The following is a 22,446-nucleotide window of genomic DNA, read 5'->3' as shown; positions in this document are numbered from 1 at the left end:
ATGCGAAAACTAGTCGCCGGCAAGCTGCACGGCATCCACGTCACAGAAGCGAACCTCAACTACCATGGTTCGATAACGCTCGACCCCGACCACTGCGAGGCAGCCGGGATCCTGCCGATGGAATTCGTGGAGATATGGAACAAGAATTCCGGTGCGCGGATTTCGACCTATGTCATCCTCGGCGAGCGCGGCTCACGGTGCTGCATCCTCAACGGAGCGGCGGCTCGCACCTGTCAGCCCGACGACCCGATTATCGTCTGCAACTCCATCTACCTGGACGAAGCGCATATCACTTCGCTGAAGCCGCGCATCGTCACGTTCGACCAGGATAACCACATACTCGACCGCCTGAGCTACTCCGTCGATATTGACACAGACGGCCGTTACAGTTTCGCCATTCTTGACGAGGCGGATGAGCCTTTGGTCATTCCTGCCCTGGTCTCCGGGGCGTGAGCCGCGCTCCACAGATGTGCGAGCCTCGGCACTGAAGAGCGTCTGGTCCAAGACTCGACGAAGTTGCTGATGCTCAGCTTCGAAAGGCTGATGCCCACCACGCCTTGGGCACCGTGGGCCTTCGTGGGATGGCGCAATGTCTCGCAGCTGCTGATCCGCGAACAGCGGTTTGCATGTCTGACCCTTGTCTCAGGTTACTTGCGGTGGCGGCTTGCAAATTCTTGCTGCTTTCTCAAGCGCCGCGGCCGGGTCCTTGACGACCTGGCTTTTCATGATCTTTGCCGCCGTGTCGATCAAGCAGGCTACCGTCTTCCGCATCGGCAGCGGTGCCAACCATCATCGCGAATATGGCTAGCCGAACGGCCGCAAGCAGCATTGAGGTGGGCCTTCGGCAAGTGTTTCCCGCCGACGCCAAGGCTCACCAGCCATCCGACGCCTGATCCGGTTACATATCAGGTTCGTCGATCGGTGGCTTGGCAGCAAGACCGAGCCTGGCTCGTTGGCCATCGGCGTAATTTTCGGCGGGAAACTGTGTCTTGAACCGAAGAACTGTCAGTTTGCCGTCCTCGACAATATGAACAACCCATCCCCCACCACAACGCTTGACGCGCACGTCATTAGGTTCGCCAGCCACCATTGCTGCCCCTCATTTTCGTCGCCCTTGGGCTGAGACTGGAAGTCGTTCCTGCACATCGGAAAACATAGGACCTTACGTAACGTCAAGCCCCGATTTTGGGATAGCCGATGCCTTGTCGATTTCAGGGTGACGGCGATTCTGGTCCGCAACGTCCGTGAGTGCTCAAATCGATTTAGATGCGCAGATTTTGCATGTTAATTCAGCCTTGTTATCCACAGCTAACGTGAATGGGAACGCGTATTCAGTCCGAGTACCTCTGCAAAAAATCTGCCGCTCTGGTGCCTCAGCGCGATCACCCGGCAATCGCCGGAAACAGTCTTGTCCGCCCGCCAAGCTCGGCAGCCAACATCTCGAGCTTTTCGACACGCGTGCCGTGCAGGCCGACGGTTGCGCCCTGCGCGTGCAGCGTCCGCGCCACGGCCTCGCCGATTCCACCATTTGCTCCGGTGACGAGCGCGTTGCGGCCGGTCTTCCACGGAAGCGGTCACTGGCGGCCATGCGCCTTTCAGATATTATCGGATACAGCTTTGGACAGGCCATCGAGCCGAACTCGAAGGGCTCGCTTAACCTTCCGGGTAGCGGTACGTCGACGTCGCTTCAACAGTTGAGAATTTTGCAAAGGATGGGGCCCCGGCTTGTCCAGCTTCCGCTGCCACTTGGCGCATTCACCGAGGCGGTCCAAGGGCACGTCCTTCACAATCGTGATCCGGCAAGCATTTGGAAACGAGAGATAGAGTTACTGGAGGCATCTCGCATGCCTTCTACACTTGCTTGAACGCCAGAACTGCGTTCATGCCGCCCATGGCGAAAGCGTTGCTCAGTGCCACGCGCACCTTGCGCTCGCGCGCCACATTGGGCGTGACGTCGAGATCGCAATCGGGGTCTGGCTCGCGATAGTTCGCGGTCGGCGGCACAATGCCCTCCTGGATCGCCATCACGGAGGCGATCATTTCAAGTGCGCTCGCTGCGCCCAGGCAATGCGCGTACATGGACTTGGTGGACGAGACAGACATCGAATAGGCATAGTCTCCGAAGACGCGCTTGATCGCCGCCGTCTCAGTCTGATCGTTGGCCTTGGTGCCGGTGCCGTGGGCGTTTAGGTAGTCCACGTCCTCCGCATTCAGCCCGGCGTCGGCAAGGCAAGCGCGGATCGCGGCCTCCGGCCCCTCGACAGACGGCGCGACGATGTGGAAGGCGTCGCCGGAAAGGCCGATGCCTGCGATCTCGGCAAGGATTGTGGCACCGCGCACGGCGGCATGCTCATAGCTTTCCAGCACGGCCATGCCCGCACCCTCGCCTATCACCACTCCCTTCCTGTCGGCGGAGAAGGGCCGGCACGTATCTGGAGCGAGCGCGCGCATTGCTTCCCATGCCTTCATCTGAAGGCATACGAGCGGCGCTTCGGCGCCTCCGGCAAGCATCACGTCGGCCCGGCCGAGCTTGATCTGATCCGCGGCCGAAGCGATCGCATGGTTGGCTGATGCGCATGCGGAGGCGATGGCAAAGACCGGGCCGCGCAGGCCGAGACTCATGCTGACCTGGCTGGCAGCGGCGCTCGGCAACCCCCTTGGTGCAGTGTAAATGCCAGCACGCTTCGCGCCGCCCAAAAGGAGGTCACGGTAGGTTTCTTCGACCGTTCCCCAGCCCCAGCCGCAGACGCCCACTGTCGCGCCGAAGCGATACGGATTTCCCTTATCGCAGGAAAGTCCGGCGTGCTGCATGGCTTCACGCGCTGCAAGCACAGCGAGCAAGCTGTGGCGGTCCATGGAGACGAGCTGGTTGCGGCCGATGTCGTGCTGGGGCAGCTCCTTGATCTCGGTACCGACAGTCCCCTTCATCTCATGAAGCGCGGAAGTGACCATCAGGCGGATGGCGGAGCGACCTTCGCGCATCTCTTTCCAGATAGAGGCGGCGTTGTTGCCTAGCCGCAAAGCCCCCCTATCCCAGTAATGACGACTCGCCTGTCCAATCAGACCTCCTTCGCGAGCAAACCGCGGACGGCTTCCACCATGTCGCCGACAATCTTGAGATTCGACCAGGCGTCAGCCGCGTCATGTCGATCTTGATGTCGTAGGCCTGCTCCACATCCCAGAGGAGATCCGCCAGACCCAGCGAATCGACTCCGAGCGAGGTCAGTTCCGTGGCAGTCGTTATTTCGCCGATGGTGGACACACTCTCGCCGCTCTCCGATTCGACGCGGTTCCCTGTTGCGCCGCTTTCGGTCGCGTGGCTCAGGGGCTTCGCAGCCCCGCCGGGAATGGTCATCAGCCGCTTCACGCCTTCATCCGCGAGAGCCGAGCGGGCAACATCGCGTTCGATGACCTGGAGGTGGGACCAGATGATCCGTGAGGGGAACGCCACGCCGGCCTGGCTCGCCAATGACTTCAATGCCAACCGTCGGCATAGAGCGGTCCGGTAAGCTTGGCGCCATTGTCATTGGCGAAGCCTTCGGCGAGCACCTCGATTTCGTCGAGGCCGGCCGCGATAGCCCGCTTCACCCGAGCGGGACGCAGGGCAGTGGCGTTGCGGACAAAAAAGCCCGCGGCCCGCGCCCGTCATCCCGTTTTGCCAAGCGAAATGTCGTCGAGGTCCTCTTCGATCACCCCAGCCGCGTATAGCTGATCGAGCAAGTCGGCGACTGCAAGGACGCTCGCTCCGTCCGTGGCCCGCATAATCAGCTCCGAGGCTGTACAGTTCCCGCTCGCGATTAGATGGCCAATGGGAATCGGAACCACCCCGTCGAGCACTCGATGCTCACTGTTGCGTGAGCGGAGATGGAAGCAGTGGTCCCCTGCCTCGTATTGCAGGTCTCCGCGGAAGCGAATTGGCCGGTTGGGAGGGGGGCTTTCGAGCATATTCTCGTCGATGATGCTATCGAGACCTTCCCGGAACTCGTCGGGCGTGCTGAAGAAACGTTGAGCCACGATTCGGTACCCGAGAGGCCAGCGTTCGCTACCCGGTACCGGCGTCACCAGTTGTAAACGTCCCTGCCGCATGTTCACGAGAAAGCCAGAAACACAGGCGATTGTCGTGGGACAGCCCTCCGGCACGGCGATTGCGGCGTCTTTGCCGGCTGCCCTGAGTTTCTCCTTCCGCGCTCGTGCGCGCCCGGTGAAAGCCTTTGCGGTCGGCCCGTCCTTGCCCTGCAGGATGAGTTCGACCCCCATCAGGTCCTCGGGCGAAAACGCCGCGTGTATCTGATTAAGATGGTCCGTGCTTAGCACTGAGAAACGATTGGTCACGCGACCGTAGCGTTCGAACAGTTCGAGCACGCGGTTGGTGAGTGCCTGATCCTTGAGCGGGGCCGCCGTCGTCGTTTGTGGCAATTCGCCCGTGATCTGATGGTAGTCGAACAGAAAACGGTCGTACTCCGGGTTGTCGATCGGGTCTGTGGCCCAGTAACAGAAGCCAGTGCGGACTGCCGAACCAAACATTTCGCTCGCCGCACGGAGCACGCCGCGCCAAACCTCTGCATGCTCCTCAGTGTATTCATAGTAACCTTTGAAGGTACCCGCCGAGAGGCCACAGAACCAGCAACCGACGGTGCAGCCTTCGCTCAGCTCGAAAGCGATGACAGAGTGCGCGATTGACGGCGCCAATTCGCCCATTTCGTCGTTACAGCGCCGGATTTGGCGCTCGCGCCAGGCATGAAAGCGAGGATTGATAGTCGACATTTCGCCTTGGCCGCGCAGGAGGTCGCGATGGCGCAACATCTCCCGCGTATACTCATCCCACATCATAGCCAGCGGCCACGGGGCAGACTCCGGCTTGAAGCGATACTTCAGGTAGTCACCGCACCAGAGCGGCAGCATCTCCATTGGGTCAACTTCGATGCCGTATCGCGCGGTCACTATCCGAGGGTTGTCGAGGTTCTCGGAAAGCGCCGTACGGAATTTCCCATCACCGGCCAGCCGCTCCATGAAGCGCTTGATATGTGACAAACTGCGCCGTTCCTTAGGCGTGCGCCGATCAAAAATCTGCCGCCAGCGTTCGCTCCGAGGGTAGAGATGAGCCCTTGCAGCGGTCCCTTGTCCGCCTGATGGCATTATCTCGTTGACAAGCTTTGCGATCATGTTCTCTTCAGACCGGCTCCTTCGAGCCAATGCGATCAGAGCTAGCTCGCGACAGCTACAACTATCACAACAACGACAACGACCGCGACCGCTGCAGTTTTTCCATCGACTTTAACAGGGCTCATGGACGTACACGGAGCGCAATTAGCCAACGCATTGGTGTGTACAAGGCTGGTCAAGGTCGAAACACTCGAACCACCCTTGCGGCCCGCAGTCGCGCGAAGCTTCTTGCTATTTGGTTTTTCTCGGCTGTTCGATCGGATAAAACCTTTAACCTCGTCGAGTGTGATGTTGTAGTCGAGGTCCTTTGCAAATTCTACAATCGATGCAAGCCCTCCAGCACGCCGTTTGAGGTTTTCAAGCGGACTGCCTTTTTTTCCCAACTCGTTGATGAATCGCTCTACGTCAGCTCGCGCCATAGCTAATTCCCGCCTCTGCTCAGTGTCCGAGCTATCCAGCCATCTCGCTCTCACAAGCGATCGGCTGATGTACCAGCAAGCTCCGTACCAACCTCACATCTCTGATTTTCGGCTTGGCCAGCATTTCCATACTGGCGCTGCTCCCTCTCGTCGTCCGGAATCAATTGAAGAGCGGACGGATCGTCTACGGCATTTTATTGGCGGCTTCGGCACCGGTGCTTTCATCGCGGGCATGAGCAACGGCTACCTGAGGCGAATCACGTCTCAAAACAAGCTGGTGGCGTTCGCCTCTGTCGCTTGGGCAGCCTGCTCCCAAGCGACAAGCGTGTCGCGCTTGCGACAATTACGGTGCGACTTATCCTAGACGGCCGCCCACCGCCCCAGAATAATCCATTGAATTCAAGCGTGTCTTACTGGCACAGCTCTTGCCTAGAAGAGGCGAAGCGGTTCATTTCCATCGCTTCGGCTACGTTTTTCGAGGCTTTCGAAAGAGCTAACCATCAGCAGTACATCTATGAACAGCTTAATGACGGCGACGGCCTTAGCTACGGCGACCGCCATGACGGCTTCCGCCCAGCCCCAGATGACCACCATCGCCAAGGCGATCGGTTCCAACCCCAACGAGGCTCCTAACGATGCCACCGACCCCCGCGCCTATCTGAACGAGGTCGACGACGTCGAGGCGATGACCTGGGTCAGGGCGCATAACCTATCGACCGTCAATAAGCTGTCGAAAGATCCGCGCTACAGAGAATACCAAGCCGACATTCTGAAGATCCTACAGGCCACCGATCGTATTGCTTCGCCCGGCCTTGCGCAAGGCGACATGATCGACAACTCTGGCAGGACGGGACGCACGTGCAAGCCTTGTGGCGGCGTGCGAACTGGGAATCCTACAGGTCAGGCAAGCCGCAATGGCGCACCATCCTCGATGTCGATGCACTGTCCAAGGCCGAGGGCAACCTGCAGGGATACGCCCGCCGTTATGCCCTCGAATACACCCACATGTCTCAAAACTCATGGACAATAGTGCGCAAGCCTTAGGACCGTGTGGATTGAAGCGAGATGAAGCCGGCGGCGAGGGCGGAGACGTGGCGCGCACTACGGGTGGAATCGAACACCTGCATCAGATGCGCCGACCAAATCCGCCCTTCGCCAACAGCGCCCCAATAAAGCGCACCCGTGCGCGCTTCCATGGAGACTACTGTACACAGGCTAATTGGCACGACGGAAATACAAGTTGCGCCGCGACGGCAGGTATGGAGCTAACATCAAGATGAGAAACGGCTATGCTACAGACAAAACATAGCGAGGCGTGCCTGCCTTGGTATTTCAATTATCCAACTGCACCGCAGTTCTCCGCAGCGATCGGCGCGGAGGCCTATGGGAAATGGCTCGGCGGCCTATCGGCTAACGATCCCGTATCGCTCTATATCCATATTCCGTTCTGCCGGTCGATGTGCTGGTATTGCGGCTGCCCTACTACCATCACCCAGCGGGACCCGCCGAACCAAAATTACGTGGCGGCGCTGCGCGGCGAGATCCATTTGGTCTCAGAGCTAACGCCGCAGGCGCTGCCCGTGAGCGACGTGCACTTTGGCGGCGGAACGCCCACGCTCCTTGAGCCAACGGAATTCCTCGCCTTGACGGAGCTTCTACGCCGCCGCTTCGCGTTCAGGCAAAAGACCGCCATCGCCGTCGAGATCGATCCGCGCACGTTCACCGCGGAGATGGCCGAAGCCTTAAGTGCAGCCGGGGTGAACCGCGCGAGCCTCGGCGTGCAAAGTTTCGACCCCAGTGTTCAAAAAGCGATCAATCGTATCCAGAGTGTAGAGCAGACGGCGACTGCCGTCGAAAACCTGCGCCAGCAGGGAATAAACCGCATTAACATCGATCTCATCTACGGTCTTCCCAATCAGACGATGCAGTCCTGCGTCCAGACCGCCACGGTGGCGGTGGCGATGCGCCCGCAGCGGATTGCCGTGTTCGGATACGCTCACACGCCGTCTTCTAATAAACATCAGCGCCTCATCGAAAAGGCAGGACTACCGGACAGCGCTGCCCGCGCCGAACAAGCTGCGGCCGTCGCCGAGACGCTGGTTGCTGCCGGCTACCGAGAGATTGGGGTCGACCACTTCGCCTTGCCGGACGACGAGCTCGCATTGGCTCAGAAAACCGGTCGCCTGCGGCGCAACTCCCAAGGTTACTCTGCCGACACCTGCAAAACCCTGATCGCCTTTGGTGCGTCGGCTATCGGGCGTGTTGGAGAGGGTTACGTCGAGAACGCAGGCGCGCTGGAGGCCTATAGTCAGCATATCGCAGCTGGTCGCTTGGCAACGTCGAAGGGCTACCGTCTCATCGGCGAAGACCGCGTCCGAGGCGCAATCATCGAGCGACTGATGTGTGATCTCGAGGCCGACGTACCGGCAATCTGTGCCGCCCACGGATTTGATTGGACCCATTTTCTCGATTCAGCTGAGCGCTTGGCGATGCTGGCCGACGACGGGATAGTGGACGTCGAGAATGGCTTCATCCGCGTGCGGCATGGCCATCGCATTTTGCTTCGCTCTGTTGCTGCCGCGTTCGACGCTTATCTCGACCAATCGTAGTGAGCCACAGCGAGTCACCATGAGCGGAGGCCTGAGAAGGTCGACTGTTGCAATCCGCTGTGGATCGGAAGTCCTTTGTGTACCCGTTTTTGCAGCACCGTGATGTTCAGTGCCCTGTACGAGCAATGCCCGCGTTTCCGGATCACGAGGGGTATTTGCAGCGCTCGAACCGCCGCTTTGGTTCAGTGCGAACACGAGGAATGGTCGGCATGTTCACTTCTATAGGGGGAGATGGCCACCTTACTCTGCTCCGTGAACCCTGGGACGTCATCGCGCTTTCGGCAGGCGTTCAACGAATACGAATCCTAGGTGTTAAGGACATCCCATGGCATTCAATATTGCGATCTATCTGAATCGTATCGGCCTTGCTCGAGTGCCGACAACGGTCGACGGTCTTGTTGCCCTTCAGCAGGCTCAAATGCGCGCGATTCCCTTTGAAAACATCGATGTGCTGTTGGGTGATATACCCAATCTGACTGAGAATTCGATCTGGGCCAAACTGATCAATGCCCGGCGAGGGGGGTATTGCTTCGAATTGAACAAGTTGTTTGGCTTGGCGCTCGAAGCACTCGGTTTCACGATCCAGCCCATCCTTTGCAGAGTGCGTATGGGTGCTGCGGAGGGTGGGCCACGCACACACCAGGCATTCATCTTAACCATCGAGGGCGTCGACTGGCTCGCCGACGCTGGCTTCGGTGGTCCAGCACCGATTGCACCGCTACGGATCGATACAGAGGAACTGCAAACAGCTGGCCGTGACGTGTTTCGCCTGCGAGCTGACTCCGCCAGCGGAGAACTCGTCGTTGAACGCAAGAACGGGAATGAATGGTTCCCTCTTTATGGTTTCGATCGAGCCACCGCCTTGCCCTCAGATTTTGAGGGCGCCAACTTCATCTGCGCTCGCTGGGACCGTTCGCCGTTTCCATCCAGCCTCATGATGAGCGTGCTGACAGCCGAAGGGCCTGCGAACTTGTTCAACAAGGATTTCAGCTTGATTCGGAACCAAATTGAGGAAACAGAAACCCTCAAAACGAAGAGCGAACTGCAGCGAGTCTTGTCCGATGTTTTTCGGCTGCACCTTCCTCGGTCCACGATTGATTCGTTGTGGGAAAAGCTTGGGTCGCGTGGACGGGTATAGGAAAGAAGGCCGTCAAGCTTGCACTGCGGCGGTTTTCAGCAGTCGGATTTGCCCTTTTTGCAGGCACCGTGTGTGGCATCACTCGAAGCCCCATACGTAAATGACCCTGCTCGCTTAAGACCGCTCACCAGCCGTCAGCGGTGGCAGCCAATCGGCAGCTCTAACCATGATCTCCGAATTGGAAAGGTGAGCGTCGGTTACGGTGTCGCCACAAGCGATCAAGCATACCAGTCGACCCAGCATCAGGCTGCGCTGCCGTGTCCACCGCGCGCTACTAGCGCTCACCAGATCGGCTGGATGAGAACCTTCCATGCCCGGTCGGAGACCTATCGCGCGGCGCAAGCATGCATCACCGATGCGCACACCCGGCATCCACATTCTCGATTTTGGGGCAATGGAACGACCGCGTCATCCGATGGGCAGTTCTTTCGCGCGAGCGACCGAGCGGCGAAGCGCGGCGACGTCAATCTGCACTATGGCAGCGAGCCGGGCTCGAAGTTCTATAGCCATCTGTCAGATCAGTACGGCTACTTCAGCATCCTGCCGATCAGCCCGACCGAAAGCGAGGCAGCCTATGTGCTCGATGGGCTGTTCGACCAGGACACGATCCTCGACATCCAGGAACACTTCACCGATACGGGCGGCGCGAGCGATCACGTCTTCGGGCTGTTTGCCCTGATCGGCAAACGCTTCGCGCCGCGACTACGCAACCTCAAGGACCGGAAGTTCCGCACGTTCTCCGAAGCGATGAGCGCTCCTTTTGGCGATGCAACCCGAGGTTAGGGATGAATTGCAAAAGGCTCAAGACTGTTCGGCTGGCCGTCGATTCCGGCCGACTGCTCGGCCGTTAATTTCACATAATTTCACATTCCAAATAAGACACAAAAGTCGGCCCAAAGCTTACGGCCGAAACGCGCGTAGGCAGTGGGATTGCGCCGTAAAGGGGGTCCGGCTTCCGCGCCGATTCCACATCTTTTGCCCTCCGGTCCGTCCCCCCGCCCGTCTTGACTAAGTACGAACCTACAGCCTATCTCACGATCATCTTAGCACTCCCCAATAGCGAGTGCTAACCACCCTCCGGCAACGGAGAACCTTTCAACCTGCGCACCAGGGATAGTAAAAATGGCACAGTCGAATTTGCGGCCGCTTCATGACCGCGTGGTCGTTCGCCGAGTCGAATCCGAATCCAAGACCGCCGGCGGGATCATCATACCCGACACGGCAAAGGAAAAGCCGCAGGAAGGCGAGATCATCGCCGTCGGTTCCGGCGCCCGCGACGAAGCCGGCAAGCTCGTTCCGCTGGACGTCAAGGCCGGCGACCGCATCCTGTTCGGCAAGTGGTCGGGCACCGAAGTCAAGCTCAATGGCGAAGACCTTCTGATCATGAAGGAAGCCGACATCATGGGCATCATCGGCTAACACGCCGCTGCCTTTCATCCGTACCATCCAATCTGAATTTCGGGCGAAATGCCCAGGAGTACAAAATGGCTGCCAAAGACGTAAAATTCTCCCGTGACGCCCGCGAGCGCATGCTGCGCGGTGTCAACATCCTCGCCGACGCGGTGAAGGTGACGCTCGGTCCCAAGGGCCGCAACGTCGTCATCGACAAGTCGTTCGGCGCCCCGCGCATCACCAAGGACGGCGTCACCGTCGCCAAGGAAATCGAGCTTGAAGACAAGTTCGAAAACATGGGCGCGCAGATGGTCCGCGAAGTTGCTTCGAAGACCAACGACATCGCCGGCGACGGCACCACGACCGCGACCGTTCTGGCGCAGTCGATCGTCCAGGAAGGCCACAAGGCTGTTGCTGCCGGCATGAACCCGATGGACCTGAAGCGCGGCATCGACCTCGCGGTTAGCGACGTCGTCTCGACGCTGATCAAGAACGCCACGAAGATCAAGACCTCGGAAGAGGTTGCCCAGGTCGGCACAATCGCCGGCAATGGCGACGAGTCGGTCGGCAAGATGATCGCAGAAGCGATGCAGAAGGTCGGCAACGAAGGCGTCATCACGGTTGAGGAAGCCAAGACCGCCGAGACCGAACTCGAAGTCGTCGAAGGCATGCAGTTCGACCGCGGCTACCTCTCGCCCTACTTCGTCACCAACGCCGACAAGATGGTTGCCGATCTCGAGGACGCCTACATCCTGCTCCACGAGAAGAAGCTCTCCAACCTGCAGGCGATGCTGCCGGTTCTCGAAGCCGTCGTGCAGACCTCCAAGCCGCTGCTCATCATCTCGGAAGACGTCGAAGGCGAGGCCCTGGCCACGCTGGTCGTCAACAAGCTGCGTGGCGGTCTGAAGATCGCCGCCGTCAAGGCGCCGGGCTTCGGTGATCGCCGCAAGGCCATGCTGGAAGACATCGCCATCCTCACCGGTGGCCAGGTCATCTCGGAAGACCTCGGCATCAAGCTCGAGAACGTCGGCCTTGACATGCTCGGCCGCGCCAAGAAGGTGTCGATCTCCAAGGAGAACACCACCATCGTCGACGGTGCCGGCAAGAAGGAAGAGATCCAGGGCCGCGTCGCCCAGATCAAGCAGCAGATCGAGGAGACCACCTCGGACTACGACAAGGAGAAGCTGCAGGAGCGTCTCGCCAAGCTCGCGGGCGGCGTTGCGGTGATCCGCGTCGGCGGTGCGACGGAAGTCGAAGTCAAGGAAAAGAAGGATCGCGTCGATGACGCCCTCAACGCGACACGCGCAGCCGTCGAAGAAGGCATCGTTCCCGGCGGCGGCGTTGCCCTGCTGCGCGCTTCGCTGAGCATCAACGCTGTCGGCGCAAACTCCGACCAGACCGCTGGCATCAGCATCGTGCGTCGTGCGCTGCAGGCTCCGGCCCGCCAGATCGCGGCCAACGCCGGTGCGGAAGCCTCGATCGTTGCCGGCAAGATCCTTGAGAACAAGGGCGCGACCTTCGGTTACAACGCCCAGACCGGCGAGTATGGCGACATGATCGCCATGGGTATCGTCGATCCGGTCAAGGTCGTGCGCACGGCTCTCCAGGACGCGGCCTCGGTCGCCGGCCTGCTGGTCACCACCGAAGCCATGATCGCGGAGGCTCCGAAGAAGGAGTCGGCTGGCGGCGGCGGCATGCCTGGCGGCATGGGCGGCGGCGGCATGGGCGGCATGGGCGGCATGGATTTCTAATCTAGCCTCTATCAGCTTTCGGATACCGAGAGGGCGGCACCGACGCCGCCCCCTTTTTTTGGGACGGAGCCGGTCGGAAAAGGTTTGGGCTCGCGTGATATTGTCGTGCGCGCGCCTACACGGCCACACTACATCGTCGCAGTGGAGCTTTCGGGTGGCGTACTGAACAAACATGGCTTTGTGCGCGACTATCAAGACTTAGCAGCGCCTAAGCCACTACATCGATGGCACGTTCGACCATGGCGGTCGGTTTTCGATATGCCTGATATGAGCGGCCGTGGAAGCCGCTCAAAGAATGATACCGCAGTGCTGTTGCCAACGTCGGCGATTTCGATGATCGACTCCGCCTATGCCAGCTCTTCACGAGCTCTATCCGCGCTTGCCTGTTATGGAGCGAAAGCCTTAGCGCGACTCGTGATTGAGGCTGTCATTGCTATGGGCTAATCAGTCGGGAAGCTGCGCTTGCAATGACGGAGGGCCGGAACGATTTCGTCCGATCATCTGGCACAAGTTGTGCTTATTAGTACGTTGCGAAGCTAGTAACTTAACCATGAAGGGGGACGACGGTTTGACCGTGACACAGTCGCTGACGAGACGTCTCAAAAATCCCGAGCTATTTGACGATCTGGCCGGTGTGCCTGGTCGGAAGGCGGAGCAATCCACGAGGCGTTTTTCGGTGTTCAATCCCTCAACGGGCGAGCTGTTGGCTGAGCTTCCAGATATGGATGTCCGGGACGTTTCCAAGGCAATCGATAAGGCTGAAGCTGCGCAGGAACATTGGGCGGCGCTCACCGCGCGCGAGCGCTCCGACATCTTATGGGAATGGCACCAACTGATCCTCGACCACAGCGAGGATCTTGCAGCCATTTTGACGGCTGAAATGGGTAAGCCGCTTGCAGAGGCGAAGTCTGAAATCGCCCATGCCGCAGCCTACCTCCAATGGTATGCCGAGGAGGCCAATCGCATCTATGGCGAGACGATTTCGCCGCCTTCTAACGACAGGCGTATGCTGGTAATCAAACAGCCGATCGGTGTTGTCGGCGCCATTACCCCTTGGAATTTTCCCGCCTCGATGGTGGCTCGCAAGATTTCGCCTGCGCTTGCCGCCGGCTGCGCGATTGTTCTGAAACCCGCGGAGCAAACACCGCTTGTCGCGGGTGCTATGTTCACACTTGCCCAGATGGCAGGTTTTCCCGATGGCGTTCTAAACTTGATCTACGCATCGGAAGGCGATGCGGTTGGGCGTGAACTTTGCTCGAACCCGAAGGTCCGCAAGATCAGCTTCACTGGGTCGACCGAGGTCGGGCGGCTACTCATGAGGGAGTGTTCGGATCAGATCAAAAGAACCAGCTTCGAACTTGGTGGTAACGCTCCTTTCATTGTTTTTGATGATGCAGACGTCGACGCTGCCGTCGATGGTGCGCTACAGGCAAAGTTTCGGAATGCAGGCCAGACCTGCGTTTCAGCCAATCGGCTTTACGTACAGTCCAGCGTGTATAATGAATTCTGCGACAAATTCACCAAGCGCGTCAGTGCATTGCGCGTCGGTGACGGTTTCGAGCCAGAAGTTGCGATCGGTCCCCTGATCGATAAGTGCGCGCTTGCAAAGATTGAAGATCATATTCGCGATGCTGTGCGGCAGGGTGGGAAGATCCGTTGCGGTGGCAACCGTATCGGCGAATCGGGAACCTTCTTCGAGCCCACGGTGATCACCGACGTCGAAAGGACAATGCGGGTCGCTCAGGAAGAAACCTTCGGACCGCTGGCTCCCATAATCCGCTTCAACGATCCCGACCAGGTGGTGCGCGAGGCGAATGACACGATTTACGGTCTTGCAGCCTACTTCTACGCTTCCAATCTAAAGCGCGTGTGGCGCGTGGCTGAAGCCCTCGAATACGGAATGGTCGGCATCAATACGGGACGCATGTCATCCGAGGCCGCACCCTTTGGCGGAATGAAGCAATCAGGGATCGGTCGTGAGGGGTCGCGCCACGGCCTCGAGGATTATCTCGAAATGAAGTACCTGTGCATGGGTGGGCTATAATCCCACAGCATCCGCGTCCCATTGACTTCGCCCTGATAATCCGCCGCGGCCATCGATGGAATGGTGGCCTTCGATCAAGGCCCAGCGTAAAACCTTGATGCTGTCATCCTTGCCTTCGGCCGCGTTCACCGATCCCTGATTGACACGTGCTTGCCATGTGCCGCTTCAATCCGCCGGGAGTGGTTTGTCCTGTCTCGGCCGCGACAGATCAGGGTGCTGGTGCGCAAAATCTCCGTCCATCCGACAGCCGGCGAGCCTTCGATCACAGTTCTACCGTCTGGTCGAATGGCGGCATCTTCTGAAGCCTTATTGCAGTCCTAGCTTCCTCTTCAGTTCCGCGTTCTCTGTGCGTAGGCGTTCCGCGAGCAGGCTCTTCAATCGCTTGTTTTCTTTCTCGAGGGCGACCAGGTCCTTCAGATCGTCGCCATCGGATCTAGGCGCCGCGGCCTTCTTCCAGTGATAATAGGTCTGTTCCGATATACCCGCCTGCTTTACGGCGCTCTTGAGAGTGGTGCCGCCGCTGATCGACGTCTCGACCTGAGCGAGCATTTGGGCGCGCTCTTTTCCAGAGTAGACCTTCCGGGCGCTCCGCACGGCCGCTGCTGTTGCTGTTGCTTCCGCCGGGGACGCCGCATTGGCGCCATTCTTGCGACCAGGATCAGTCTTGGCCTTCCGCGAAGGTTGGGTTTTCTTCTTCGTTTCCGGCGTCCTTCCTTTGGGAGCGTGTTCGGTTGCAGCTTCTACTGATTCAGCTTCTAGGGGATTTGCCATGAGATACTCCGCTCGCGGTTTGTGGGCGTGTTCAGCATCAAGGGCTATGACATTAGAGTCAATCAGCCGACGATTTGGCAGATCCATATCTTTGAGCTCCCTTGTTGTGTCGGCTATAGCCGCGGAGAGATCGACATCGCTCCAGATGGAATGGCCCCGTTTTTGATAATTGCGCTTTTGTTTGACCTCCACAGTGAACGGTCGGGTCTGCCGCCTCATAGTTTCTTCCTTGTTAGAACGAATTGCACAGGAGGTCGCGGCTGACGATGACTGAACAACTGGCGCTTCCTCAGCTGCGCCGAGCTATATGGATGAGATAGCCCGAGAGCAAGCGGCACTTGCGGTGTGCATTGACAAATGCTCGGGCCACGTCGCTGGCTGGCCGCAGCTTTGTTTTCATATCGATGCGTTTGCAGAGCTGGAACAGCGGCTCGCGCGTCGCAACGCCATCGAGCACGTTTTGAAGGGGTGGATCTGAAGGCATCCGGTTTCTGCTGGGCGCCCGCCAGCGGCTCGCGGAATATTGTCCGCGATGGCTCGATCAGGTGGTTGCGAGCTTGTCAGCGGATCTAAAGCGGGGGTAGGGGGTACATGTAACGACACATCACGACACAGTCGGCTAGTCGGAGCGTCTGATCGACGTGGCCGGCAAGGCGGGTCATGCTGTCGTGACGCAAGTGGGCGTCGACGGGTCAGGTTTTCATTTAGCGTTTCAATTGAATTCGGAAATGAAAGTCCCCCTAGCTTTCCAGTTGGATAGGCCTCGCCGGAAGTCATGATCGTCTCGTCCCAGTGAAGGTCGCAATCATTCGTGATTGCGACCTTCACTAGCCAGCTCCGGCCAATCATTGCGGGAGGATATGCAATACAGGTCGAGGCGTTGTCGGCGTTTCGGCGGGTAAGACGGGATAGGCGACCTCCGGTACTTTTCCGGTCAGCGAATTAAGGAAGGCAACGAGCAGGTCGACTTCTTTTTCCGTCAATTCTTGGCCGAGCTGGGTGGTCCCCATAATGGCGACGGCCTGTTTCAGATCCCAAACCTTGCCCGAATGAAAGTATGGCGCGGTGAGTGCTACGTTGCGCAACGGCGCCACGCGGAAAACATAGGAATCGTCGGCTTCATGGGTCACGGCAAATCGGCCTTTGTCGTTTTCCGGCAGGACATCGGTGTTGGGCTTTTCAACGAGGCCGAATGGGGAATAGCCCTCCCCACCCACGTTGATACCGCCGTGGCAGGACGAGCAGCCTTTGTCCATGAAAAGCGTCAGGCCCTGTTTCTGCTCGGAAGTCATAGCGGCGTCATCGCCGTTGAGGAAGGCATCGAAGGGCGCCGGTGTGACCAGTGTCGCCTCAAAGGCTTCGATTGCCTTGGCGACGTTTTCGAAGGTGACGCGATCGGCTTCGCCCGGGAAAGCTGAATTGAACCACTCGACATATTGCGGCATCGACTTGAGCGTGGCGATGAGTTGACCTGGTGTGTTGGCCATTTCGACAGCGGCTTGGATCGGTGCCTTGGCCTGAACCTTCAGGTCTTCAGCACGACCATCCCAGAACTGCGCTATGTTGAAGACAGCGTTCAGTACCGTCGGCGCGTTGCGCGGTCCCTTCTGCCAACCATGGCCGATCGAGCTTTCTTGATTGTCGTCGCCCCCGGTGGCCAAGTTGTGGCACGAATTGCACGACAAGACGCCTGACGCCGAGACGCGTGGATCGAAGAACATTGCCTTGCCTAGGGCTATCTTCTCCGGTGTGATCGGGTTGTTGGCGACTGTCGGCGTGATGGATGGTAGAGGCTTGAAGGTGGCCCGTGCTGTTTCTCTGAGGTATACGGGGATCGTTTGCGCAGCAAAAGCGATGGCCGGCAACGCGACAGCCACCGTAGTGAATAGGATTTTCACAAGTGATCTCCCTGCGTTTTGCACGGAAGCCATTGTTGATATGCGGTTCGTGAACGCCTTGCGCTAAAGGCGGCAATCCTCTTTGAATAAAATCGATTCTGACGCGGACCTGACATATTGTCTTCCTTCGTTGCATTGCGCGATATCACCCACGATGAACGCCAGTCGGTATCTCCTGTCGCCTCTCGAGAAGCATCAAAAGTCGTGCCAACTGAGCAGAAGGAACCTCCGGGGATTTTCTGGTCATCATTCAATAGGTTGAAGGAATTCGCAGCAAAGCGCAGCCCTAATGCGGTGTCGCGGATCTGACAGCCAACAGTCGGGCTGAAACAGAGAGATGTTGGTCCCTCAGCGTCTTGTCCGATGGGCACCCGGCCTCCTGCATGGGTGGGAGGGGACCACACGGTATTAAAGCTCAAGATGAACGTCGCCGGCAAGCATCGCTAGACAGTCCCCGCAGATACTTTGACGCTGGTCCGCGAGCTGGTGCGCCTAGTGCCCGACCGCCAGATCGCGGCTCCTCAATCGCGCCGCAAGCCGACGGCGCGTTAAAGCGGCCGCGCAATCATCGATGTGAGCGTGATGACGGCGCTGCGCACTGTGTCGTCGAATTGTGCCACTGGAGCAATCCTCGTAAAGCGAGCCAAGGTTCTTGATCTAAACGGCGGCGGCCGCCATATTAGCGTAGCGCCTATCACACGTTCGAGAGTGATCGCATTTTTGATGCCGCCGGCTCGGGCCGTTTCGGCATCCTATTTCAACATCGGCCGCCGCTTGTTTCGAGTCATCGAATGGCCGTTCTCTGCATTTGGAGGCAAAATGACCGCAACGCCTTTCGCGCTGCCCGAGGCAGTGCTTACCGCAATCTCAAACGGAAAACCCGTAATTCAGGCATATCGGGAACATCTTGGCTATTCGACCGAGGACATTGCCGTGACCAGCGGTCTGACAGTCGAGGAGGTCGGGCTGATCGAATCTGGCCATTGTTTCGACAAGGGCTATCGCGATCGGATCGCTCGGGCGCTTGGCTTGGCTGAGAGTATCTTCGATGAAATCTCGGGTATCCCGAACGCTGCCTGACGTCGGCCTCTGAAGATTACCCGCCGCCTGCCAGGTCGGATCAAAATCCCAAGGGTATATCAATACCCTTACGGCGGCGGGGCGGTGGCAGAATTCTTATTTCTACGGAATCCATTCGCTCTGCGGAAGATCGGCCTCATGCTGGGCGACACGGATGTAACTTTGGCCCGCACGAGAGGCCAGATCTGTGGATAGAGAGAACCGGCTAGCCGGTTGATGGTTGATGGTACGAGGGCATGTGGACAAAATATCCCTACCCGATGGTGGCGCCGAACTACGGCACAACGATCAGCGCTTGCGAAGTCGAGCGCTTAGACGAAAGATTTCGGCGGAACCACCCGAGGCCATCAGGAAGATTCGTCACGATGAAAGCGATCCCTTGCCCGTTCTGCACAAGCTGCGAGGTTAGGCCATATGAGACGGACGAGGCGCGCGTTGTGATGAAATGCGAGGACTGCGGTGCATCGGGGCCGGTCTGCATCGACGAAGTCAACGCCGTCGAAAGCTGGAATTACCGTCCATCTGCCCAGCCCGAATAGGATTGTCCACGTGGCATGGCGATAGCGATGCGCCTACGCCTAATGGCCCCGGTCCGTCGCCGACGCGCAGGAGCGTATTATCTTCGTCAGCCGGTGCCGCGTTTCTCTTCCGAGCCCCCCCAGTCAGGCCCGGCGCATGCTGGCCTACCCCGTCAGAGTGCCAGGCCGCTCATGTCGCGCCTGCCGTACATGGCAACGAACCTTATCGCGCACCTGATCGACTGATATTGCCGATCACCTTCCGCAACTCGAGCGGCTGTAGCAGCGCATGCCGTTACATCGGATGCGCAAGTGTCGTCTGACAATCTCGCCGGAAAACTGCCGTCTCAACAATTCGGCCAGCCTGTCGTTGCGACATCGCTCACTAGCCATACTCATAAAACCTGTTCTGGTTTGCATCGCCTTGCCTAGCCGCCGGTCGCCTGACAGCCCACATGCCGACGCAGGTTCGGTCTGCCAGCCACCGTAGGGCATGTGACGTGGGACTGTCAGGTTCGACCGTATACGTCCTCAAGCCGCACGATGTCATCTTCGCCGAGATACTCGCCGCTTTGGACCTCGATCATCACCAGTCCGATATTGCCGGGGTTTTCGAGCCGGTGTTTGTGGCCGCAAGGGATATAGGTGGATTGATTAGTGGTCAGGAGTAGCTCCTGGTCGCCGTTGACTATTTTCGCAGTGCCGCTGACCACGACCCAGTGCTCGGAGCGGTGATGGTGCATCTGCAGGCTCAAGCGTCCGCCCGGCTTCACCTCGATGCGCTTGATCTTGAAGCGCTCGCTTTCCTCCAGAACCGTGTAGGTGCCCCAGGGCCGGTGCACGGTACTGTGAAGCAAGTGCGCTTCATGTCCCGCAGCCTTGAGGCCCTCGAAGAGTTTCTTGACGTCCTGGACGCGATCGCGGGATGCAACAAGCAATGCATCGGGGGAATCCACGATCACCAGGTCGCTGATGCCGACGGTGCCGATGACGCGTTTGTCCGAGCTTATGTAACTGCCCACGGTGTCGACCACATGGACATCGCCGCGAATCCTGTTGCCGCTCCCGTCAGCGGCGACCAGTTCGGCCATTGCGTTCCAAGATCCAATGTCGTTCCACCCCATTTCGCAGGGAACGACAGCGAGATTGTGGGTTTTTTCCATCACCGCATGGTCGAGTGAAATATGCGGCGCCATGGCGAAGTGCTCAGATGAGAGTTCGACGCTGGCAACATGTTCGCCGTGGCTGACGCGAGCGTTATCATAGCTATCGAGAACGGCATCGATCACCTGCGGGCAATGCGCAGCCATTTCGTCGAGCATGACCTGCGCCTTGAAGCAGAAGATGCCGGCGTTCCAGAAGAAACGTTTGGACGCGACATAAGATTTGGCAGTCTCGGCGTTCGGTTTCTCGACGAACCGAACAACTTTCTCACCGTCGGCCTCGATGTAGCCGAATGCGGTGTCTGGCCTATCCGGGGTTATGCCCAAGGTTGCGATACGCCCCTGCTGCGCCTGTTCGATTGCCCGGTTCATGGCGGTTTGAAATGCGGGCAGATCACCAATCATATGGTCGGCGGGAAAAACACACAGAACAGCATCGGGACCCTGTGTTGCCTTGGCATGGACGGTTGCCGCAGCGACGGCGGCGGCGGTATCCCGACCCTCAGGCTCAAGCAGAAAGGTGCGTGGCAAAACAACGGAATCCAGCTCGTCGAAAACGTCTTTCGTAAGGAAGAAGTGCCCCGTGGACGTCACGGTAACAAGCTCCACGACATGCTGCATCGAAGCGGCGCGCAACACGGTGTGCTGGATGAGCGAAAGTCCATCCGCCACCTTGAGGAAAGGTTTGGGGTGCGATTGCCTTGAGGCGGGCCAGAGCCGCGAACCAGCTCCACCGCTAATGATGACCGGAACCACTTTCATCAAAGGTCCTCTATCTCGTCTGTAAGCGCGAACGCATGTGCCCCTTGCAGCGTCGAGGCGACGATCGCCATGGCCCTGCTCTCGGTCGAAGCTTCCGAGTAGCAGCGCAGTTCCGGGGCATTGCCGGAAGGCCGCAGATGTATGATCTCACCTGAAAGCATCCGCGCCCTGAGGCCATCGGTTTCGTCAATTTCGGCGACGGTCCCGAACGAGGCAAGAAAGTGCTGCAGTGCGTTCCGGCTTGCGAGATGATCCATCAATCTGCGCGAACTTTCCGCGGGGAAGTTCTGAAGCCGGTCACTGGCGCACACAGGAAGATTCCAAAGCCCGCGCAGTCGCGACAGCTTCTTTTTTGTCGACGCCATGGTACTAAGGACGGCCAAAATCGGGAGGAATGAGTCCCGGGTCGGCAGTGCAGTCAATGTCTTCCCATTCACCACACAATCCGAGCCCAGCAGAACACCACCATTGGCCTCAAAGCCGACGATGACGCCGCCGGCGCCGTGTAATGCTTCCATTGCTTCAATGACAAATGGAGACCCGACTTTTGTCCTCTGGACCGCGAAACCAAAGGCCTTCGAAATTCCCGAATTGGAGGTCACTGGCGTCACGATCGTGTCTGCCTTCAGGAAAAGAGCCGTTGCAAGCCCAACCAGGTCGCCGCGAAGAAGATCGCCATTTTCATCAGCGATGAGTGGCCGATCAGCGTCCGCATCGGTCGACACGATGGCATCGAGACCGAATTCGCGGACCCACTTCTTCAATTTTGCGATTGTTGCTGCGTCCACGGCTTCGGTATCGACAGGTACGAAGGTCCCGGTTTTCCCGACGGCGACCACGCTGGCACCGAGCGATCGAAGAACCTGTACCAACAGTTCCGCCGCGACCGAACTGTGCTGATAGACACCAAGTCTCATGCCGGAAAGTGAGCCCGGCTCCAGCATGTCATGGGCGCGCTCTCGATAAGAGGCGATCGCTTCTTCACAGTGCATAGGCCACGTCGTTCCCAGACAAGCCGTTGGTAAGCAATACGCAATTGATCTTTCGGCTACAAAGCGCGTAATCGCGGCCTCATCCGCCTTGCTGATTTCACCATTCGGGCCATAGAATTTGATGCCATTGCGATCGGCTGGAATGTGCGACCCGGTGACCATAAGAGCCGCCGCGCCGTGTTTGCATGCATATAGTGCCAGGGCAGGCGTGGGTATGGTGCCGCAATCGATCGGCTGGAAACCATTTGCGGCCAACGCCGCCATGCAATTGTTGGCTATCGCCTGACTGCTGTCACGTAGGTCGCGGCCTATGAAGACTGAACTATTCGGCTGAACCCGGCTGGAAATCAAACGCCAAGCGAAAGCTTCGGTATAAAGTCCGCTGGCCTTGCCGACCAATTCCGAAGCCAAACCTCGAACGCCGCTTGACCCGAATTTCATGATTTCGCTTTGCTAGTGGACAGGCAGGGTGGGGTAATGTTGCAATGGGCTAGTACTTTCTACTGCAAGCGCCATCGTTCTCAGGCACCTGCTGTTCAGGTATGCGGTCTCTACAACACGGTGTGGCGTAAGGACCCCTCAGAGTTCCGCCGAACAGCAGGGAATCCACTGGCACAGGGGCATCCACAGTTCTCCTTCTAATGGAATCTTTTGGCGCGCTCATCTAATGATCAAGGAAGTGGAGTGATCGATCGGTGCCTGCCGGTATTTGGCTATGCAGCATCATGGCAGGTCCGTAAAGTTGG

At 58.5% G+C, this 22,446-nt stretch carries 17 protein-coding genes and 7 pseudogenes; 12 read left to right on the top strand and 12 right to left on the bottom strand.

Annotated features, from left to right (window positions below; translation table 11 throughout):
* Complete coding sequence (gene panD / locus JG747_RS33255) at positions 1-453, top strand: aspartate 1-decarboxylase (RefSeq protein WP_010913542.1); 453 nt, start codon at positions 1-3, stop codon at positions 451-453.
* 445 nt (positions 454-898) lie between these two features.
* Here panD and JG747_RS33250 read toward each other — a convergent pair whose 3' ends face one another.
* Both JG747_RS33250 and JG747_RS33245 read right to left on the bottom strand, forming a co-directional pair.
* Positions 899-1,090 carry a hypothetical protein gene (locus JG747_RS33250; protein ID WP_010913541.1) on the bottom strand — a complete coding sequence of 64 codons (192 nt, stop codon included), beginning with the start codon at positions 1,088-1,090 and terminating at the stop codon, positions 899-901.
* A gap of 304 nt (positions 1,091-1,394) precedes the next feature.
* Positions 1,395-1,559, bottom strand: a pseudogene (locus JG747_RS33245) (SDR family NAD(P)-dependent oxidoreductase); the annotation flags it as partial.
* Positions 1,560-1,721: 162 nt separating this feature from the next.
* Here JG747_RS33245 and JG747_RS37915 point away from each other — a divergent pair.
* A pseudogene (locus JG747_RS37915) lies at positions 1,722-1,865 on the top strand (LysR family transcriptional regulator); the annotation flags it as partial.
* On the opposite strand, the pseudogene JG747_RS33240 reads toward JG747_RS37915, so the two are convergent.
* The 4 genes and pseudogenes from JG747_RS33240 to JG747_RS33225 form a co-directional block, all read right to left on the bottom strand.
* Positions 1,852-3,059 (bottom strand): annotated as a pseudogene (locus JG747_RS33240) (beta-ketoacyl-[acyl-carrier-protein] synthase family protein). The pseudogenes JG747_RS37915 and JG747_RS33240 overlap by 14 nt on opposite strands.
* Positions 3,060-3,355, bottom strand: a pseudogene (locus JG747_RS33235) (acyl carrier protein).
* A 290-nt stretch (positions 3,356-3,645) separates the two neighbouring features.
* Positions 3,646-5,163, bottom strand: coding sequence for a radical SAM family RiPP maturation amino acid epimerase (locus tag JG747_RS33230; protein ID WP_010913536.1), 1,518 nt, complete (start codon positions 5,161-5,163; stop codon positions 3,646-3,648).
* A 41-nt stretch (positions 5,164-5,204) separates the two neighbouring features.
* A complete protein-coding gene (locus JG747_RS33225) occupies positions 5,205-5,582 on the bottom strand; it encodes a hypothetical protein (protein ID WP_199201475.1) in 378 nt (125 codons plus the stop codon).
* Positions 5,583-5,686: 104 nt separating this feature from the next.
* Here JG747_RS33225 and JG747_RS33220 point away from each other — a divergent pair.
* Positions 5,687-5,946 (top strand): annotated as a pseudogene (locus JG747_RS33220) (MFS transporter); the annotation flags it as partial.
* 65 nt (positions 5,947-6,011) lie between these two features.
* Here JG747_RS33220 and JG747_RS33215 read toward each other — a convergent pair.
* Positions 6,012-6,197 carry a hypothetical protein gene (locus tag JG747_RS33215; RefSeq protein ID WP_202362419.1) on the bottom strand — a complete coding sequence of 62 codons (186 nt, stop codon included), beginning with the start codon at positions 6,195-6,197 and terminating at the stop codon, positions 6,012-6,014.
* Between JG747_RS33215 and JG747_RS37910 the strand changes: the two are divergent.
* The 8 genes and pseudogenes from JG747_RS37910 to JG747_RS33175 all read left to right on the top strand — a co-directional run.
* Positions 6,109-6,378: pseudogene (locus JG747_RS37910) on the top strand (S9 family peptidase); the annotation flags it as partial. The gene JG747_RS33215 and the pseudogene JG747_RS37910 overlap by 89 nt on opposite strands.
* 62 nt (positions 6,379-6,440) lie before the next feature.
* A complete protein-coding gene (locus JG747_RS37905) occupies positions 6,441-6,626 on the top strand; it encodes a hypothetical protein (RefSeq protein WP_446720634.1) in 186 nt (61 codons plus the stop codon).
* Between the two features lie 245 nt (positions 6,627-6,871).
* Positions 6,872-8,191 (top strand): oxygen-independent coproporphyrinogen III oxidase, encoded by a 1,320-nt coding sequence (gene hemN / locus JG747_RS33205; protein ID WP_199201473.1) that lies wholly within the window; start codon positions 6,872-6,874, stop codon positions 8,189-8,191.
* Between the two features lie 325 nt (positions 8,192-8,516).
* On the top strand, positions 8,517-9,329 hold the full coding sequence (locus JG747_RS33200) for an arylamine N-acetyltransferase family protein (protein WP_010913531.1): 813 nt from the start codon (positions 8,517-8,519) through the stop codon (positions 9,327-9,329).
* Between the two features lie 267 nt (positions 9,330-9,596).
* Positions 9,597-10,088, top strand: a pseudogene (locus tag JG747_RS33195) (Tn3 family transposase); the annotation flags it as partial.
* Between the two features lie 363 nt (positions 10,089-10,451).
* Positions 10,452-10,748 carry a co-chaperone GroES gene (groES, locus tag JG747_RS33190; RefSeq protein WP_010913529.1) on the top strand — a complete coding sequence of 99 codons (297 nt, stop codon included), beginning with the start codon at positions 10,452-10,454 and terminating at the stop codon, positions 10,746-10,748.
* A gap of 65 nt (positions 10,749-10,813) precedes the next feature.
* Positions 10,814-12,472, top strand: a complete 1,659-nt coding sequence (gene groL / locus JG747_RS33185) for a chaperonin GroEL (protein WP_199201472.1) — start codon at positions 10,814-10,816, stop codon at positions 12,470-12,472.
* Between the two features lie 550 nt (positions 12,473-13,022).
* Positions 13,023-14,516, top strand: coding sequence for an NAD-dependent succinate-semialdehyde dehydrogenase (locus tag JG747_RS33175; protein WP_199201471.1), 1,494 nt, complete (start codon positions 13,023-13,025; stop codon positions 14,514-14,516).
* A 306-nt stretch (positions 14,517-14,822) separates the two neighbouring features.
* Here the strand turns inward: JG747_RS33175 and JG747_RS33170 are convergent, their stop codons facing one another.
* The 3 genes from JG747_RS33170 to JG747_RS33160 all read right to left on the bottom strand — a co-directional run bounded on the left by JG747_RS33170 (position 14,823) and on the right by JG747_RS33160 (position 17,218).
* Positions 14,823-15,506, bottom strand: coding sequence for a transposase (locus JG747_RS33170; RefSeq protein ID WP_080511922.1), 684 nt, complete (start codon positions 15,504-15,506; stop codon positions 14,823-14,825).
* Positions 15,507-15,576: 70 nt separating this feature from the next.
* The gene (locus JG747_RS33165) at positions 15,577-15,771 is read right to left on the bottom strand and encodes a hypothetical protein (RefSeq protein WP_202362411.1); all 195 of its coding nucleotides are present in this window, start codon (positions 15,769-15,771) and stop codon (positions 15,577-15,579) included.
* Between the two features lie 361 nt (positions 15,772-16,132).
* Complete coding sequence (locus JG747_RS33160; RefSeq protein ID WP_096453556.1) at positions 16,133-17,218, bottom strand: cytochrome-c peroxidase; 1,086 nt, start codon at positions 17,216-17,218, stop codon at positions 16,133-16,135.
* Between the two features lie 549 nt (positions 17,219-17,767).
* On the opposite strand from JG747_RS33160, the gene JG747_RS33155 reads away from it, so the two are divergent.
* Positions 17,768-18,265, top strand: a complete 498-nt coding sequence (locus JG747_RS33155; protein WP_244748489.1) for a transcriptional regulator — start codon at positions 17,768-17,770, stop codon at positions 18,263-18,265.
* Between the two features lie 1,027 nt (positions 18,266-19,292).
* Here JG747_RS33155 and JG747_RS33145 read toward each other — a convergent pair.
* The gene (locus JG747_RS33145; RefSeq protein ID WP_199201470.1) at positions 19,293-20,708 is read right to left on the bottom strand and encodes a mannose-1-phosphate guanylyltransferase/mannose-6-phosphate isomerase; all 1,416 of its coding nucleotides are present in this window, start codon (positions 20,706-20,708) and stop codon (positions 19,293-19,295) included.
* Positions 20,708-22,141: a phosphomannomutase gene (locus tag JG747_RS33140; protein ID WP_199201469.1), complete on the bottom strand. Its 1,434-nt coding sequence runs from the start codon at positions 22,139-22,141 to the stop codon at positions 20,708-20,710. Before JG747_RS33140 ends, JG747_RS33145 begins: the two co-directional genes overlap by 1 nt.
* Between the last annotated feature and the right edge of the window lie 305 nt (positions 22,142-22,446).

Source organism: Mesorhizobium sp. 131-3-5 (assembly GCF_016756575.1).
Taxonomy (GTDB): domain Bacteria; phylum Pseudomonadota; class Alphaproteobacteria; order Rhizobiales; family Rhizobiaceae; genus Mesorhizobium; species Mesorhizobium jarvisii.
The sequence above is the reverse complement of the archived record's forward strand: the minus strand, read 5'-3'. Positions and strand labels throughout refer to the sequence as shown.

Coding starts and splice junctions, on each gene's coding strand:
- panD (WP_010913542.1), top strand. CDS start 1: ATGCGAAAACTAGTCGCCGGCAAGCTGCACGGCATCCACGTCACAGAA.
- JG747_RS33250 (WP_010913541.1), bottom strand. CDS start 1,090: ATGGTGGCTGGCGAACCTAATGACGTGCGCGTCAAGCGTTGTGGTGGG.
- JG747_RS33230 (WP_010913536.1), bottom strand. CDS start 5,163: ATGATCGCAAAGCTTGTCAACGAGATAATGCCATCAGGCGGACAAGGG.
- JG747_RS33225 (WP_199201475.1), bottom strand. CDS start 5,582: ATGGCGCGAGCTGACGTAGAGCGATTCATCAACGAGTTGGGAAAAAAA.
- hemN (WP_199201473.1), top strand. CDS start 6,872: ATGCTACAGACAAAACATAGCGAGGCGTGCCTGCCTTGGTATTTCAAT.
- JG747_RS33200 (WP_010913531.1), top strand. CDS start 8,517: ATGGCATTCAATATTGCGATCTATCTGAATCGTATCGGCCTTGCTCGA.
- groES (WP_010913529.1), top strand. CDS start 10,452: ATGGCACAGTCGAATTTGCGGCCGCTTCATGACCGCGTGGTCGTTCGC.
- groL (WP_199201472.1), top strand. CDS start 10,814: ATGGCTGCCAAAGACGTAAAATTCTCCCGTGACGCCCGCGAGCGCATG.
- JG747_RS33175 (WP_199201471.1), top strand. CDS start 13,023: ATGAAGGGGGACGACGGTTTGACCGTGACACAGTCGCTGACGAGACGT.
- JG747_RS33170 (WP_080511922.1), bottom strand. CDS start 15,506: ATGAGGCGGCAGACCCGACCGTTCACTGTGGAGGTCAAACAAAAGCGC.
- JG747_RS33165 (WP_202362411.1), bottom strand. CDS start 15,771: ATGCCTTCAGATCCACCCCTTCAAAACGTGCTCGATGGCGTTGCGACG.
- JG747_RS33160 (WP_096453556.1), bottom strand. CDS start 17,218: ATGGCTTCCGTGCAAAACGCAGGGAGATCACTTGTGAAAATCCTATTC.
- JG747_RS33155 (WP_244748489.1), top strand. CDS start 17,768: ATGACGGCGCTGCGCACTGTGTCGTCGAATTGTGCCACTGGAGCAATC.
- JG747_RS33145 (WP_199201470.1), bottom strand. CDS start 20,708: ATGAAAGTGGTTCCGGTCATCATTAGCGGTGGAGCTGGTTCGCGGCTC.
- JG747_RS33140 (WP_199201469.1), bottom strand. CDS start 22,141: ATGAAATTCGGGTCAAGCGGCGTTCGAGGTTTGGCTTCGGAATTGGTC.